Source organism: Acinetobacter kanungonis (assembly GCF_009939195.1).
Lineage (GTDB): Bacteria > Pseudomonadota > Gammaproteobacteria > Pseudomonadales > Moraxellaceae > Acinetobacter > Acinetobacter kanungonis.
Map to the genome: position 1 here is coordinate 168,858 of NZ_JAACKC010000002.1, position 15,829 is coordinate 184,686.

The 15,829-nt window shown below is 46.6% G+C and carries 14 protein-coding genes and 1 tRNA gene; 11 read left to right on the top strand and 4 right to left on the bottom strand.

The features are described from left to right. Positions 1-135: 135 nt before the first annotated feature. On the top strand, positions 136-1,434 hold the full coding sequence (locus tag GWK51_RS04975; protein WP_142767602.1) for an FAD-dependent oxidoreductase: 1,299 nt from the start codon (positions 136-138) through the stop codon (positions 1,432-1,434). A 6-nt stretch (positions 1,435-1,440) separates the two neighbouring features. Further along, positions 1,441-2,277 carry an SAM-dependent methyltransferase gene (locus GWK51_RS04980; RefSeq protein WP_161932913.1) on the top strand — a complete coding sequence of 279 codons (837 nt, stop codon included), beginning with the start codon at positions 1,441-1,443 and terminating at the stop codon, positions 2,275-2,277. A gap of 55 nt (positions 2,278-2,332) precedes the next feature. Here the strand turns inward: GWK51_RS04980 and GWK51_RS04985 are convergent. From GWK51_RS04985 to GWK51_RS04995, 3 genes are all read right to left on the bottom strand, one after another. Further along, a tRNA-Thr gene (locus GWK51_RS04985) sits at positions 2,333-2,408 on the bottom strand. Between the two features lie 126 nt (positions 2,409-2,534). Beyond that, positions 2,535-2,861, bottom strand: coding sequence for a gamma-glutamylcyclotransferase family protein (locus GWK51_RS04990; RefSeq protein ID WP_161932914.1), 327 nt, complete (start codon positions 2,859-2,861; stop codon positions 2,535-2,537). A 38-nt stretch (positions 2,862-2,899) separates the two neighbouring features. Beyond that, positions 2,900-4,144, bottom strand: a complete 1,245-nt coding sequence (locus GWK51_RS04995) for an MFS transporter (RefSeq protein ID WP_161932915.1) — start codon at positions 4,142-4,144, stop codon at positions 2,900-2,902. A 121-nt stretch (positions 4,145-4,265) separates the two neighbouring features. Here GWK51_RS04995 and GWK51_RS05000 point away from each other — a divergent pair, with 121 nt between their 5' ends. Then, positions 4,266-5,168, top strand: a complete 903-nt coding sequence (locus GWK51_RS05000) for a LysR family transcriptional regulator (protein WP_161933068.1) — start codon at positions 4,266-4,268, stop codon at positions 5,166-5,168. A gap of 175 nt (positions 5,169-5,343) precedes the next feature. Continuing rightward, positions 5,344-5,811 (top strand): surface-adhesin E family protein, encoded by a 468-nt coding sequence (locus tag GWK51_RS05005; protein ID WP_161932916.1) that lies wholly within the window; start codon positions 5,344-5,346, stop codon positions 5,809-5,811. 24 nt (positions 5,812-5,835) lie between these two features. Here GWK51_RS05005 and GWK51_RS05010 read toward each other — a convergent pair whose 3' ends face one another. Next, positions 5,836-6,717: a LysR family transcriptional regulator gene (locus GWK51_RS05010; protein ID WP_161932917.1), complete on the bottom strand. Its 882-nt coding sequence runs from the start codon at positions 6,715-6,717 to the stop codon at positions 5,836-5,838. Positions 6,718-6,886: 169 nt separating this feature from the next. Here GWK51_RS05010 and GWK51_RS05015 point away from each other — a divergent pair, with 169 nt between their 5' ends. The 7 genes from GWK51_RS05015 to GWK51_RS05045 all read left to right on the top strand — a co-directional run bounded on the left by GWK51_RS05015 (position 6,887) and on the right by GWK51_RS05045 (position 15,150). Beyond that, positions 6,887-8,404, top strand: coding sequence for a CoA-acylating methylmalonate-semialdehyde dehydrogenase (locus GWK51_RS05015; protein WP_161932918.1), 1,518 nt, complete (start codon positions 6,887-6,889; stop codon positions 8,402-8,404). Positions 8,405-8,415: 11 nt separating this feature from the next. Then, a complete protein-coding gene (gene mmsB / locus GWK51_RS05020) occupies positions 8,416-9,306 on the top strand; it encodes a 3-hydroxyisobutyrate dehydrogenase (protein ID WP_161932919.1) in 891 nt (296 codons plus the stop codon). Positions 9,307-9,390: 84 nt separating this feature from the next. Next, entirely contained in the window at positions 9,391-11,052 is a 1,662-nt protein-coding gene (locus GWK51_RS05025; RefSeq protein ID WP_161932920.1) for an AMP-binding protein, read from the top strand. A gap of 120 nt (positions 11,053-11,172) precedes the next feature. Further along, on the top strand, positions 11,173-12,297 hold the full coding sequence (locus GWK51_RS05030) for an acyl-CoA dehydrogenase family protein (protein ID WP_161933069.1): 1,125 nt from the start codon (positions 11,173-11,175) through the stop codon (positions 12,295-12,297). 103 nt (positions 12,298-12,400) lie between these two features. Continuing rightward, on the top strand, positions 12,401-13,204 hold the full coding sequence (locus tag GWK51_RS05035; RefSeq protein WP_100241239.1) for an enoyl-CoA hydratase: 804 nt from the start codon (positions 12,401-12,403) through the stop codon (positions 13,202-13,204). Between the two features lie 15 nt (positions 13,205-13,219). Beyond that, positions 13,220-14,278, top strand: coding sequence for an enoyl-CoA hydratase/isomerase family protein (locus GWK51_RS05040; RefSeq protein ID WP_161932921.1), 1,059 nt, complete (start codon positions 13,220-13,222; stop codon positions 14,276-14,278). Between the two features lie 269 nt (positions 14,279-14,547). Next, a complete protein-coding gene (locus tag GWK51_RS05045; protein ID WP_161932922.1) occupies positions 14,548-15,150 on the top strand; it encodes a TetR/AcrR family transcriptional regulator in 603 nt (200 codons plus the stop codon). Positions 15,151-15,829 lie beyond the last annotated feature (679 nt).

Here is a 15,829-nt window from a genome sequence, read left to right on the forward strand (position 1 = left end):
AATAAAATCAAAAAAACGCTCTGAAATTATTTTGTTAGCGAATTTTAAAAGCGCGGAATCTGGCACTTTTTAATAGTCTGTTTTGTCTGCCCTTGGTACATAATTTCCTTAATGTGTAACTGACGGATAATAACTTTGGATATTGCAGTTATTGGTAGTGGCATGGCTGGGCTGGCTACCGCGAGAATTCTTAAAGATGCTGGACATAACATTACAATTTTTGAAGCCTTACCAGGCCGTGGAATGGATAGTCACAGTACCGAATTTGAGGGTGGATTGATTGATGCGCCTTTACGTGTCATGAATCCGCATTTGTGGAAGAATACTTTAAGTCTGGCGACCTATTTAGGCATTCAGACCTTCCCAGTACGCACCTATATGGCGTGCAGCTGGTTATTTGAAGACAAAACCGAAACGTGGTTGACCACCACCCGTACCCGTATTGGCAATTTCCCAATCATCAATAACCGTAAAGGCATCAAGCAGTACGGTTGGCGTTTGGTGAAAGGCATGTTGCAGTTGAAAACGGCCATTTCGCAATTCTTTAAATCAGACAATCAAGATATTACGCTGGCTGAATTCATTAATCAGAATGATATTGAAGAAGTGTTCTGGCACGGTGCGGTGATGCCTGTGCTGTATACCATCTGTACCTGTAACCCGAAAACCATTGGCGACTGGCCAGCAAAACCCCTATTGACCTTCTTGCGTCAATTGACGGATGGTGATGCTTTGCTTCGTATGCAGGGTGGCACACCAGCGCTGGTAGATAAGCTGATTCAAGGCATTGAAATTCGTAGCGGTTCTGCAATTACCCATGTGAAACAGCAAGGCGATAAAGTGCAGGTGGAAAATTCTGCTGGGGAAACCTACCAGTTTGATCGTGCAGTGATTGCGACGCCAACCAACAAAATTGACACTTTCCTCGATCAAGATCAGTTTAAAGAAGATATTGATTTGTTGAAGCAATTTAAATTTGAACAAGGTCAATTGGTGATTCATACCGACACATCGGTGATGCCACCAAAGCGTAAAGACTGGGCGGTATTGAGCTATATGATGGATCGTAAGTTTACCCGTCAGCAATTCACCGTCTGGTTAAATGCGGTTGAGCCAAGCCTTGTGGGTAAAAATCCGGTGTTCCAAACTTGGCGTCCTGTCACTGAAATTGATCCGAAAAAGATCATTTCCAGTGTGACTTTGACCCGTGCGGTGGTGAATTCAGAAACTGTAGCATTGAATAAACAGTTGCAACAACGCCACAAGCAGGCCGATCGTAAAGTGTTCTATTGCGGTTCGTGGTCATGTGATGGTTTACCAATCTTGGAATCTGCGGTGACGTCGGCCATGAATATTGCCGAGATTTTTGGTGCACCATTGCCGTTTGTGGGCTTAAAGCCTAAAGTAGAGGTTGCTCCGCAACTCGGCTACTAAGTAATCATGAAATGGCTCCAACAGCTTCGCGCAGAAGTGTCCCAACATAAATATGCCATCAATGCAAAATTATTAGGGGACAGTAGCGAACTGGCGTGGAGCAATTTGGGCTATTGGTCTGACGCAGCGCAGACCTATCCCGACGCTTGCCGTGCCCTAGCCGATCATCTGGCAGAGAGTGTGCAATTAACTGCATCCGATCATGTGCTGGATCTGGGTTGTGGGCAAGGCGCAAGCGTGCTGCATTGGCGGCAGCATTATCAGATTCAACACCTTGCAGCAGTCGAACTGCAAGCCGAATGTGTGCAACGCATTCAAGCCATCTTCCCCGAACCGCAACAGATTTATTGCCAGTCTTTTTTGAATTTAAAACAAATTCCCTTTCAGTACCCTTTTGATGTAGTGCTGTGTATAGATGCGGCCTATCACAGCAGTTTGAATTCATTTTTAAGCGGAGTGTCTCCCGTTTTGAATTCAAAAGGGCGTTTGGCATTTCATTACTTAATGTTGAGTCCAAAATTTTTGAATTCAAATGCCGTGGAAAAAATGCAGTTGGCGCTATTACTCAAAGCGGCAGATGTGAATTTAAAAGATCTGCCCGATCACATGGCGTTACAGCAACAGTTAGCACAGGCAGGATTTGAACACATTCAGCTTGAAGATTTATCCGAAGCTGTATTTGGTGGTTTCGCTCGATATATTCAGCAGCAGAACACGGCACAGACAGGCGAACAACACACGGCTTTTGATGTGATGAAAATTAAGCTGACGGCAAAACTGTGTCAGAAATTATGGGCGCAGGGCATGGTGCAGTATGTGCAGGTGAGTGCACAGAAGAAATAAAAAATGCAGGGCTAAAAACAACAAAAGCCCACTATAAATAGTGAGCTTAAGTAGATGGTGCCGGCACACGGATTCGAACTGTGGACCTACTGATTACAAGTCAGTTGCTCTACCAACTGAGCTATGCCGGCATCTTGTGCAGTGCATTTTACATTAAGTTGTTTTGAATGCAAGCCAAAAAATGAACGATCGAATATTCAGGATGTTGAATTGCATCCAAGCGACTCGCCATCTTCTTTTTTCGTCTAAAATTCAGGCTATTTTAGGCTGTAGACCCACGTGTTAATCTGTTCACCTGTTGAAACTAAGCTGGCTTGTATAGGACTACGCACATAGCCGTCACCTTCAAATTCATCTAGCACGGTCCAGTGTTGGGCTAAATTGTCCGAGAAAAACACAAAACCGTGTACGGCAGGCGCATCATCTTTCAGTACAATGCCTGGAAAGCCCAATTCTGCACCCCAGCCTTTGTGCTGTAGCTCGCCATGTACATAGGCCTCTGCCCATGTTCCACCGATATTTTCTAGAATGTGTGCATTGGGACGATTTGGTCCTAAAGTGCCATAAACAAATAAACTCAACATGATTAGCCGTTGTTCCTTGAAGAAGAGATGAAGCCGATTTAAACAGGCGATTGCAGACGAATTTGAATCAGGCAGAGTACAATGCCTGCCAGTACTAAGCCGAGTGTGAGGAATACCACCCCCAGCCAGCCTGCATGTAACCAGAACCAGCCGCCAGCCGAACCGATAATGCTCGAACCGAGGTAGTAGAACAGTAGATATAAGGAGGTGGCATGTCCTTTATGGTTTTGTGCCGCTGCACCGACCAAACCACTACATAGCGCATGTGCAATAAAGAAGCCTGTGGTAATCAAGGCGATGCCGAAAATAATTGCCCAGAGGTTCTGTGCCAAGGTACAGGTAATACCCAGTCCCATACAGACAAAGCCTAGAATCACCATACTTTGCCGACCATAACGCTGTGCCAAGCCACCTGCCAGTGATGAAGATACCATCCCCAAACTATAAGACAGGAAAATCAGGCTGATTTGCGTTTGGCTGAGAAAATAGGGGGCAGCATCCAAACGGAAGGTAATGTAATTAAACAAGGTCACAAAAATACTGGTCAGCACAAAGCCGACGGCATACAGGCGCAGGAGCGTAGGACGACTGAGATGCGACCACCATGCTTGCAGGTGAAAGTTTAAATTCAGTCCTTTTTTGGCCACAAAATGGCGGGAAGGTGGCAGTAAATAAACAAAGCCGAATGCGCAGAGCAAGCACAGCATGCCCAATATACCCAGTGCGGTTTGCCAGTTGACCCATTCAATCAGCATGCCCATGCCGACCCGACCCATCATGCCGCCAAACGCCGTTCCCGCAATATACAGCCCCATGGTTTGTGCCAAGGCTTTGGGGTCCATTTCTTCGGCAATCCATGCCATGGTTACAGCAGGTACGCCACCGAGCACAAAACCTTCTAGTGCGCGTGTCGCGAGAAAGGTGTGCCAGTGTGGAATAAACATCGCCAAAATATTCAGTGCTGCTGCACAGACCATTGAGGTGAAAATCACATTGCGACGTCCTAAAGCCTGTGAAAAGGCGCTGGACAGTACAATTGAAACTGCCAAAAAGGCAGTGGTGAGCGACAAGGCCAGTGCACTGTTGGCAGGGCTGACTGCAAAAGTTTCAGTAAAGGCAGGCAGCAGTGGTTGCACACAGTAAATCAGCGAGAAACTGGCATATCCCACCAAGAAAAGGGCAAGTCCTGCACGGTAATAGGTGGCTGTCCCAGACTGAATCCAAGATTCGGAAAGGGGCGGGAGAGGGTCAAGTTCTTGACTTGATGAGGCGGGGCTGAGCATCTGAATTTCCAGTCGCCAAAAGGTGTGGCGCTTATGATCAATTACAGAATAAGCCTAGCAGTGGTCTGATTATCTTTCTAATATATTTGAGTCTATAGCAATATATGTTTTATATATGAATATTGAGCTGCGCCATATCCGCTATTTCTTAACTGTGGCCGAAGAAAAAAACTTTACCCGCGCGGCACAGCGTTTGTGCATGAGCCAGCCACCTTTAAGTATGCAAATCCGCGATCTGGAAGATTGCATTGGAGCTGAACTGTTTTTACGCACCTCACAAGGCGTAGTGCTGACCGAGGTTGGACAGGCTTTTCTCACGGCTGTCGAACCGCTGCAACACCAATTGGAGGATGCGATTCAGCTGGCACGACATGTGTCCAATGGTGAAGTGGGGCAGTTGCGTCTTGGGTTTACAGGCACTTCGATGCTCAATCCGCTGATTCCCGAAAGTATTCGTCGTTATCAGCAGCAGTATCCGAAAGTGGGTTTAAAACTGGAAGAAGCCAACTCACTTAAATTGATTGACTATGTGCTGGAAGATCGACTGGATATTGCGATTATTCGCCCACCCAAACAAATTCATGCCAGTTTGGCCATGCAGCATTTACTGGATGAAGCCCTGATTGCCGCAGTTTCTGTACGCCGGGATCTGGCACAGGGCGAGCAGCCGCTACAGGTGGCATGTTTGCGTGAACAGGAGTTGATTGTGTCACCACGGAGTGTCAGTGCAGGCTTGTATGATGCCATTTTCGATGCCTGTCAGCAGGCGGGATTTGAACCGAAAATGGGGCAGAGCGCCCCACAAATCGTGTCGATTTTATCCTTGGTGGCCGCCAATTTAGGGGTGTCGATGGTGCCTGAGTCGTCACAGCAATTACAAATTCAGGGTGTGGTGTATCGTCCTTTTGCATCGCCTGCACCGACGGTTGGGCTGGCGGTCATTTATAAGCAGCATTTGGCAACCCAACTGGCGATTAATTTTGCCAGCATGTTACAAATGGTCTGTCATCAGGGTGCTACATAAGCCACAGAGTCGGTGCTGGAGTGTGGAATAGTTATGAGATTGCTGCCGAATCTGTGCTGAAAATGCTGAAATAAAAAGCATATTAATTTAATTATTTCAGTATCTTAGTTTGGTTTTATCATGTGATTTAAGCCATGGAGTTGCTATAATCCCTTGCGCCTATCTGGGGGAGAGTATGGTGTTCAATCGTGTGCTGATCAGTTGTCTCAGTTTATTTTGGAGTGTGTTTGCATGTGCCGAGTGGACCTTTGTTAATGCAAATTACGATCGCTCGCAATTCATTTATGTCGATTTTAATCGGGTCAAAGTCCTCGATGCCAAGAGCAATGAGGTCGAATACTGGGTCAAATATCTGATTAAAAATGATAAAGAAAAAGATGGTCTGGAGCTGGGCGATTATTCCTTGGCGTTATACCGTGTGGGCTGCGACAATGAACAATACAGCATTCGTTCCTCTGCCAATTTCAAGAAAAATGGCTCCTTAATTAGTAGCCAGAATTATGCCGCCAGTCAGGCTCGCCCGATTATTCCAAATACTGCGGTGGACTACACCGCTGAAATGGTGTGCCGTGTTTTGCCGCAAAGCCAGAAAGTGGATCGTCTGGAACAGCTGACCCGTCGTATCGAAATGGGCGAGTATTGAGGGTACGTAGCTGGCGTTGACCGCTTAATCCATTAAAATCCGTTGCTTCAGATCGGCCTGTTTACGCAGATAATCCCAGACCAGTTTAATCCGTGGTTCATGCTGTAAATCGACAAAGGTCAGCATCCAGAAGGTGTGGGTAAAGCGGACTTGTTCAGCCAGTACTTGCTCCAGATTGGGTTGATCATGGGCTAAAAATTGCGGCAAAATCGCCAGTCCAGCCCCTGCGTTTACCGCAATTTGCTGCGCCAAAATACTGCTGCTGCGGAAATTGGCGGTCAGTGGAATCGGTAAGCGTTCCAAGCAATACAGTTCGGAACTATAAATCAGATCATCAATATAATTCACAAAGCGGTGATGGGCTAAATCTTGCATGTTTTGAATCGGGGGATGTTGTGTCAGATAGCTTTGGCTGCCATAAATTTTCAGACAATAATCGGTCAGACGGGTAATGATGTAAGGACCCGATTTAGGACGGTCAATTGAAATCACAATATCGGCTTCGCGATGCGACAGCTTAATCATTTTGGGAACGGGAATCAGGTCGATGGTCAGCAGTGGAAATTGCTGTGACAGTTCGGCCAATAACTGGGTCAAAAATGCGGTACCAAAACCTTCAGGTGCGCCAATTCTGACCCGACCTTCGAGCGGTTGCTGCGGTTTTTCAATCTGCAAAAAGGCCTGTTCCATTTGCTCGACGCGAGGAACCAGCGCCATGCCATCTACCGTCAGTTCATAGCCTGTGGCTTCTCGTTTAAACAGCGGTGTGCCTAATGCCAGTTCCAATGCTTGTACCCGCCGTGCCACAGTACTGTGTTCGACCCCGATAATCCTCGCGGCATTGGTCAGGGTTTTGGCACGCGCCAAGACCAAAAAAAACTGTAGATGATCCCAATCCACTTTCATTTTTTATTTTCCACATCCTGTGCAAAATTGCACAACCATCGTGCACCAATCTGCATTGGTGGTCAAAGTTTTCTTTGCTAGTCTGATTTGAAAATCACAAATTGAACATACGGTTTAAGTCGTAGGGTTCAGCAGCAACACAATAAAAATGAAAGCCTACGGAGAGGTTATGAATACGGTTCCTAAGATCCAACTATCGACAGCTAAATTATTGATTAACGGTGAGTTCGTCGAATCTAAAACTCAGCAATGGCAAGACATTGTCAATCCTGCCACCCAAGAAGTGATTGGTCTGGTGCCTTTTGCCACGCCTGAAGAAGTACAGGCGGCGATTGCTTCAGCCAAAGCGGCATTTGCCAGCTGGAGAGAAACCCCGATTCAGGCACGTATGCGCATTATGCTGAAATTGCAGGAGCTGATTCGTGCCAATGCTAAGAAAATTGCACAGGTGTTGACGGCTGAGCAGGGTAAAACTTTAGCCGATGCCGAAGGTGATATTCAGCGTGGTTTGGAAGTGGTGGAACATGCTTGCTCCATCGGCACTTTGCAAATGGGCGAATATACCGAAGGCGTGGCACGTGGCGTGGATACCTACACCTTGCAACAACCTTTGGGTGTCTGTGCGGGCATTACCCCATTTAACTTCCCTGCGATGATTCCTTTGTGGATGTTCCCAATGGCAATCGTCTGCGGTAATACTTTTGTATTGAAACCGTCTGAACAAGATCCGCTGTCGACTATGATGCTGGTGGAATTGGCAATTGAAGCAGGTATTCCAGCAGGCGTGTTGAATGTGGTGCATGGCGGCAAAGACGTGGTCGATGCATTGTGCACCCATCAAGATATTAAAGCGATTTCCTTTGTTGGTTCGACTGCCGTGGGTACACATGTATATAACTTGGCAGGTCAGCATGGTAAGCGTGTGCAATCGATGATGGGTGCGAAAAACCATGTGGTGGTGATGCCCGATGCCAATAAAGAGCAAACCTTAAATGCTATGGTGGGTGCCGCATTTGGCGCTGCGGGTCAGCGTTGTATGGCATTGTCGGTGGCAGTCATGGTCGGTGACAGTAAAAATTGGATCAATGAGTTGGTGGCTAAAGCCAAAACCTTAAGCGTGAATGCAGGGCATGAACCGAATACTGACATTGGTCCGGTCATCTCACCGCGTGCCAAAGCCCGCGTGATTGAGCTGATCAATAGTGGCGTGGAGCAAGGTGCAGAATTATTGCTGGATGGTCGTGAGATTCAGGTCAAAGGCTATGAACAGGGCAACTTTGTCGGTGCGACCATCTTCAATCAAGTCACAACCGATATGCGCATTTATAAAGAAGAAATCTTTGGTCCTGTGCTGGCGATTCTCTGTGTCGATACCTTGGAGCAGGCGATTGAGTTGGTCAATGCCAATCCATTCGGCAATGGTGTGGGCTTATTTACCCAAAGCGGTGCCGTGGCGCGTACCTTCCAAAACCGCATTGATATCGGTCAGGTCGGCATCAATATTCCAATTCCTGTACCCGTGCCATTCTTCAGTTTTACGGGTTCACGGGGTTCAAAATTGGGTGATTTGGGTCCATATGGCAAACAGGCGGTGCAGTTTTATACCCAAACCAAAACCATTACCAGCCGCTGGTTTGAAGACAGCCAAGAGGCTGGGGAAGTGAATACCACCATCAGTTTACGCTAAGGAGTAGCACGATGAAGATAGCTTTCATTGGTTTAGGCAATATGGGCGGTTCCATGGCACAGAACCTGCTCAAAGCAGGGCAAACGGTTCTGGGTTATGACCTGAGTGAAAAAGCCTTGCAGCAGTTTGCCGAAAGTGGCGGGATCGTCTGTGACAGCCCGCAAGCAGCAGCAGAACAAGCAGATGTGGTGATCAGTATGTTGCCTGCAGCCAAGCATGTGCGCGAGGTGTATTTGGGGGAAACTGGGATTTTGGCAGTCATGCGTGCAGGCAGCTTATGTATCGACTCCAGCACCATTGACCCGCAAACCATTAAAGATGTGGCTGCTGAGGGCTTGAAGCATCAGGTTCAAGTCTGTGATGCGCCTGTGTCTGGTGGCACCATTGGTGCCAAAGCGGGGACGCTCACCTTTATGGTCGGTGCGGATGAAGCAACTTATGAGCAAGTCAAACCGATCCTCAGTTTTATGGGCAAAAACACCGTGCATTGCGGCGCGGTCGGTGCAGGGCAAATTGCCAAAATCTGCAACAATATGATTCTGGGAATTTCCATGGCGGCGGTGGCAGAAGGCATGGCACTCGGTAGCCGATTGGGGATTGATTCGCATGCTCTGGCAGGCGTGATCAACAGCTCTAGCGGTCGTTGCTGGAGTTCAGAAATCTGTAATCCGTGGCCAGATATTAGTCCGAATGCGCCAGCGGGGCGTGGTTATACCGACGGTTTTGCCTCGCAACTGATGTTAAAAGATTTAGGTTTGGCCATTGAAGCGGCGAGCCAAGTCAAGCAACCTGTATTGCTCGGCGGTTTGGCGCAACAGCTGTATCAACAGCTCTGCCTGCAAGGCAATGCACATTTGGATTTTTCCAGCATTATCCAGCAGTACTTACCTCGAGAAAGCTGATTCAAAAGAAAAGCATGGGCGCAATGAATGCGCCCTATAAAAACTCGTGTCGTGAATAACAATAAATGAGACTGAGGTGAAAGGATGACTTCAAATTATCAACAAGCGCAGCAAAGCTTTGATTTGCAACAGGCTGCGCAACGGTTCTTATCAGGTTCAACCGATGCGCTGAATGCGTGTTATGAGTGTTGCGATCGGCATGCCTTGCCGGGGCGGATTGCACTGTTTTGGCAGGGGAAAGATGGCCGTAAAGAACAGTATACCTTTCGTGAATTACAACAACGGGCTAGCCAATTTGCCAATTTCCTGAAATCACAAGGGATTAGCAAAGGCGATCGCGTGTCGGGCTTATTGCCACGTACCCCCGAGCTTATCATCACCATTTTAGCCACATGGCGTATTGGTGCGGTCTATCAACCCTTGTTTACCGCATTTGGTCCCAAAGCCATTGAGCATCGTCTACAGTTGGCACAAAGCAAACTGGTGGTCACTGATGTCGGCAATCGCGATAAATTGCATGAGGTAGCAGGCTGCCCTGCAATTGTGACTGTGTCAGGAGCTAAAGGCACAGGACTGTATCAGGGCGATTTCAGTTTCTGGGCAGAAGTGAACCGCCAGTCGGATCAATGCGAACTGGTGATGATGAACATTCAAGATCCGTTCTTGTTGATGTTTACTTCAGGCACCACAGGTCCTGCTAAGCCACTGAAAGTGCCGCTGAAAGCCCTCATTGCCTTTGGGGGTTATATGCAAGATGCGATTGGATTAACAACTGAAGATTCGTTCTGGAATATTGCCGATCCAGGTTGGGCCTATGGCTTGTATTACGGCATTACCGGACCACTATTGCTGGGACATCCGACCATTTTTTATGAAGGTGCATTTACCCCAGACAGCTTATGTCAAATTGTCCAAGACTATGGTGTGAACAATCTGGCTGGTGCACCAACCGCTTATCGCATGATGATGGCGGCAGATCCACAACAAATGGCGAAATTGCACGGCAAATTCCGTGTGGTGAGCAGTGCAGGCGAGCCGCTGAACCCAGAAGTATTCCGTTGGTTCAAGCAAGTACTGGATGCTCCAATCTTTGACCATTATGGTCAAACCGAAGTCGGCATGGTGGTGTGTAACCATCATGCGTTGGAACATGAAGTGCGCGCAGGTTCGGCAGGTTTTGCCAGCCCGGGCTATCGAGTCGTGGCGGTGGATGAACAGGGCAATGAACTGGGTGCCGATACCCCGGGGATTTTGGCGGTGGATATCAGCCAATCACCGATGATGTGGTTTGGTGGCTATGAAGAAAGTCGTAAATCACCCTTTGTTGGTCATTATTATTTAACCGGTGACACTGCAGAAATTCATGCCGATGGCAGTATGAGCTTTGTCGGTCGCAGTGATGATGTGATTACCACATCGGGCTATCGCGTCGGTCCATTCGATGTAGAAAGTGCCTTGCTGGAACATGATGCCGTGATTGAAGCTGCGGTGATTGGCGTGCCTGATCCTGAGCGTACTGAAGTAATTAAAGCCTTTGTGATTTTATCGGGTGAGCATCTGGCCAGCCCAGAATTACAAAACGAACTGAGTCAATTTGTGAAAAAACGTTTGTCCGCACATGCCTATCCTCGTTTGATTGAGTTTGTCAGCGAACTGCCAAAAACCCCAAGTGGAAAAATTCAGCGCTTTTTACTGCGTAATCAGGAAATTGCCAAGCAGCAAACAGCCACGGCTGTTGCCAGTTAACAGATTGTAAGGAAGGGATGTATGCAATTCACTGAAGAACAGGTCCGCACGCAGGACACAGCAAAAAGCTTTGATCAAGAACAGATGAAATCGACGAGCAGTGAGTGGGATCGACACGGCATGTTTTTTGAAGAACAAGTCCTGATTCAGGACATGGCAAAAAGCTTTGCCCAAGAACAAATTAAACCCTTTGCCAGTGAGTGGGATCGACATGGCATCTTTCCCGCAGAGGCATTACAGCAAATGGGGCAATTGGGTTTTATGGGCATGTTGGTGCCTGAAGAATGGGGCGGTTCAGCCACAGGCAACTTGGCTTATGTACTGGCGCTGGAAGAAATTGCCGCGGCGGATGGGGCAACCTCAGCCATTATGAGTGTACACAACTCCGTGGGTTGCGTGCCGATTCTGAAATTTGGCACCGAAGAGCAAAAGCAGCAATTTTTGCTGCCTTTGGCCAAAGGTGAAATGATTGGTGCATTTGCCTTAACCGAGCCACATACCGGTTCCGATGCCGCAGCGATTAAAACCCGTGCGGTGAAAGATGGTGACTATTATGTGATTAATGGGGCCAAGCAGTTTATTACTTCGGGGCATAACGCAGGCGTGATCATTGTGTTTGCCGTGACCGACCCTGCTGCGGGTAAAAAAGGCATGAGCGCCTTCTTGGTACCACGCAATACCCCAGGCTATGAGGTGATTCGGGTGGAAGAAAAACTCGGTTTGCATGCTTCCGATACCTGCCAAATTGCCTTGACCGATGTGCGCGTGCACAAAAGCATGTTGTTGGGTAAAGAAGGTGAGGGCTTAAAAATTGCCTTGTCTAATTTGGAAGGTGGACGCATTGGCATTGCTGCACAGGCAGTCGGTTTAGCCCGAGCCGCTTTGGAAGAAGCCACTCGTTATGCTAAAGAACGGGTCGCCTTTGGCAAACCTATTTTTGAACAGCAAGCGGTGTCGTTCCGTTTAGCCAGCATGGCGACTGAAATTGCTGCTGCGCGCCAGTTGGTGCATCAAGCTGCACGTCTGAAAGAAGCAGGGCAACCTTGCCTCACTGAAGCATCGATGGCGAAGCTGTTTGCCTCGGAAATGACGGAACGCGTCTGTTCCAACGCCTTACAAATCTTTGGTGGTTATGGCTATCTGAAAGATTTTCCAATTGAACGGATTTATCGCGATGCCCGTATTTGCCAGATTTATGAAGGCACCAGTGATATTCAGCGTCTCGTGATTGCGCGTAGTTTATAAACAGAAAGAAACAAGCATTGAAGGCTGTACAAGCAACTCCAAGTGACCGATGTGCGATCGGCGGAATACCTGTACAGCGTGTCTAAACAGAAAGGATAAAAGCATGCAGTGGGAAAAAACCTTCATCGAAGAACAACAATGGGACACCATTTTGGTGGAAAAACGCAATGGTGTGGGACTGATTACCCTGAACCGTCCTAAAGCGCTGAATGCCTTGAACAGCCAACTGATTGCTGAAATTAACCATGCGCTAGACCAGTTTGAACGTGATCGTGAGATTGGCTGTATGGTTTTGGCAGGTTCAGAAAAAGCCTTTGCTGCGGGTGCCGATATTAAGGAAATGGCAGAGCTGAATTTCCCGAATATCTATTTTGATGATTTTTTCCATTTGGCAGATCGCATTGCACAGCGCCGTAAACCTTTGATTGCCGCAGTCAGTGGTTATGCACTGGGCGGTGGATGTGAATTGGCACTGATGTGCGATTTTATCTATTGCGCCGAGAATGCCAAATTTGGTTTGCCTGAAGTGACACTGGGTGTGATCCCGGGGATTGGCGGAACGCAGCGTTTAACGCTGGCACTCGGTAAAGCCAAAGCCATGGAAATGTGTTTAACCGCCCGCCAAATGGATGCCACTGAGGCAGAGCAAAGTGGATTAGTCGCAAAGGTGTTACCAAAAGAAGAATTACTGGCTTATACCTTGGAGGCGGCTGAGAAAATTGCCCAGCGCTCCCTGACCGCAACCATGATGATTAAAGAAACGATTAACCGTGCATTTGAAGTCAGCCTCAGTGAAGGTTTACGCTTTGAACGTCGTACCTTCCATTCTATCTTTGCAACGCAGGATCAGAAAGAAGGCATGCAAGCCTTTGTCGAAAAGCGTGCAGCGCAATTCAACAATCAATAGGGATGGATATGTCGTATGGAAAATAATTTACAGATCTGTGTCCAAGGGCATTTAGGTGTGATCACGCTGGATCGAGCGAGTCATCTGAATGCACTGTCCCTCACCATGATTCACGGCATCACCCAACAACTGGAACAGTGGCGCGAGGATGCTCAGGTTCAGGCGATCTTGATTAACTCGAATAGCCCGAAAGCCTTTTGTGCAGGGGGCGATATTCGCTTCCTGTATGACAGTTATCAAAATGGCACCCGCAATCACCAGCGCTATTTTGCCGACGAATATCACATGCTGAATACGCTGCGCCAATATCCAAAACCCGTGCTGGTGTTTTTGGATGGTTATGTTTTGGGTGGTGGATTTGGTCTGGCGCAAGCCTGTCATATTATTGTTAGCAGTGAGAAATCACGCTTTGCCATGCCTGAAACTGCCATTGGCTTTTTTCCTGATGTCGGAGCGACGCATTTCTTGTCCCGCCTAGATGATATTGGCGTGTATATGGCCGTGACAGGGGAGCAGATCAGCAGTAGCGATGCCTTGCATCTGGATTTGATTGATTATTTGGTGGCCAGTGAGCAGTTGGCTGCTTTGCAAACTGAGCTGACGAGTGCCTTAGCATTAAATCAGCAGTTGATTGAACAGATCATCGCACGTCATTTAAAAACCCCAGCACCAAGTGAATTAAAACGCTATGAAGAGGCAATACGACAGCATTTTGCTCATGCTGAATTGGGACAGATTGAATCCAGTCTGGCAAATGCAGCAGAGGGTGAGCATGCGGATTGGGCAGCCAAAATTGTGGCGACTTTACAGCAACGCTCATTATTGGCAAAGCAGATTAGCCTGAAACTCCAGCATGTAGGACGCGGTTTGTCTTTAGAGCAATGTATGCAGCTTGAGCGTGATTTGCAGGATATCTGGTTTGAGCAGGGCGATATGCTGGAAGGTGTGCGTGCCTTGTTGATTGATAAGGATAAACATCCGAAATGGCAAAAGGCAAATCCCGAATTGATGCAACAGTTTGAAAACTTGTTGCCTCCTTCACGACAGCAAAAGCAGATGAGTGCATCGGTATAAGCCCCTTATTTTTTTGAGTACTCATGATTGAATCCCCCTTTGTTGGGGGATTTTTTATAGGATGGGTACAGCATTATTTGTGCCTTGTGCCGAGTTTGGATGATACAGATCGGCTTGGTTTTAGAGAAAGATCATGCCGTGATTTAAATTGTGCAGTATCTTGAATCTATATAATTTCAGAGCTTTAAAGGCTGCATTTGTCGAATAATGTTGTAATCTATTAAACTATCTAGGGATAGATGAATATCAATGATGAGCTGGGGTGTTGCGTGCGCGTTAAAACAAGTAAAAAACGTAAAAGTTTTATCAACGCTGCTGAAGAATTGTTTTTAAATCAGGATTATGCCTCGGTGACAATCGATGCAATTGTGACCACTGCGCAAAGCTCAAAACCCACATTTTACAACTACTTTAAGTCTAAAGATGACCTGTTTGAGGCATACATTATCGACTCGGCTCAGGATTTTATGAATGAGTTGCATGAAACCATTACCTTCACCACCACTATAGATAAAACCTTATATCATTTGGGTTCAACTTATATTAAAAAACTTTTATCACCACATATCATTGCTCTAAATAAACTGGTGATTGGTGAGGCAAAACGACAACCTGAAATTGTAAAAATTTACTTTGAGCAGGGGGTGATGAAAGTCATTGCGACCTTTATTTATGTCATGGAAAAGGCTGTAAAAAGTAAAGCTTTACAAGATGAAAATCCATGTGTGCTGGCAAAGTATTTTAAAGCACTGTGTGATGCTGAATGCCAAGAATTGGCCTTATGGGGGCAAAAGCTGACTTGGACAGAAGAAGAAATTCATCTACAAACACAAATGGCGGTCAAAAATTTCTTAAAAATATATGGCGCTTAAGTTTAGCTCCGCTCGTATTATGTTCAGCGACCTCTGCCTGATAAAAAAATTAGGATAGCGGGAATTTTGTTGAAATCTCTGTTTTAAGTTGCCTTGATAGTCTTTAAGCACGTTTTCTTGGTTTTTTTGCGCATTCAATTCCGAGCCTACCCATCAGGGAATCTTTCTACAACATCGGGCGGTGCCGCACTTTATCTTGTTTTGTTCCTACTTGCGTGAATGCCATGTTTTGACATGGCCATATCCCAAATGAGAGCTGCAAGACTGAGCATGTCTCTCCATTTCAATGCATATTCCTCTGTATTTTGAGTCACATGATTCACTCGAGCATTGTTACTTCTATTGTTCTAAGGACAAAAAAATACCCATATCAGCTTGATATGGGTCAGACCAGAAAATACTGCGATATGGTCATAAGTTGGCTACTAGAAGTACCCAACCTTTGAGGTTTGCGATGATGTCGCAGAATTAATACTAAACTATATAGTTTATATTATCTATGCTTTTATTGGCTAAAATTTATATTATCTGCACAAATTTAAGTTTTTAAGACGATTTTATTGATTATAACTAAACCAAGTAGTAATATTGAGCGAAATTATGGCTAAATTGTGCTCGCATTTGCGGGTTTAACGAAAAAACTATCAATATTTTGATGGTTTTTTTTATTGAAATTGGT

Coding starts and splice junctions, on each gene's coding strand:
- GWK51_RS04980 (WP_161932913.1), top strand. CDS start 1,441: ATGAAATGGCTCCAACAGCTTCGCGCAGAAGTGTCCCAACATAAATAT.
- GWK51_RS04990 (WP_161932914.1), bottom strand. CDS start 2,861: ATGTTGAGTTTATTTGTTTATGGCACTTTAGGACCAAATCGTCCCAAT.
- GWK51_RS04995 (WP_161932915.1), bottom strand. CDS start 4,144: ATGCTCAGCCCCGCCTCATCAAGTCAAGAACTTGACCCTCTCCCGCCC.
- GWK51_RS05005 (WP_161932916.1), top strand. CDS start 5,344: ATGGTGTTCAATCGTGTGCTGATCAGTTGTCTCAGTTTATTTTGGAGT.
- GWK51_RS05010 (WP_161932917.1), bottom strand. CDS start 6,717: ATGAAAGTGGATTGGGATCATCTACAGTTTTTTTTGGTCTTGGCGCGT.
- GWK51_RS05015 (WP_161932918.1), top strand. CDS start 6,887: ATGAATACGGTTCCTAAGATCCAACTATCGACAGCTAAATTATTGATT.
- mmsB (WP_161932919.1), top strand. CDS start 8,416: ATGAAGATAGCTTTCATTGGTTTAGGCAATATGGGCGGTTCCATGGCA.
- GWK51_RS05025 (WP_161932920.1), top strand. CDS start 9,391: ATGACTTCAAATTATCAACAAGCGCAGCAAAGCTTTGATTTGCAACAG.
- GWK51_RS05030 (WP_161933069.1), top strand. CDS start 11,173: ATGTTTTTTGAAGAACAAGTCCTGATTCAGGACATGGCAAAAAGCTTT.
- GWK51_RS05035 (WP_100241239.1), top strand. CDS start 12,401: ATGCAGTGGGAAAAAACCTTCATCGAAGAACAACAATGGGACACCATT.
- GWK51_RS05040 (WP_161932921.1), top strand. CDS start 13,220: ATGGAAAATAATTTACAGATCTGTGTCCAAGGGCATTTAGGTGTGATC.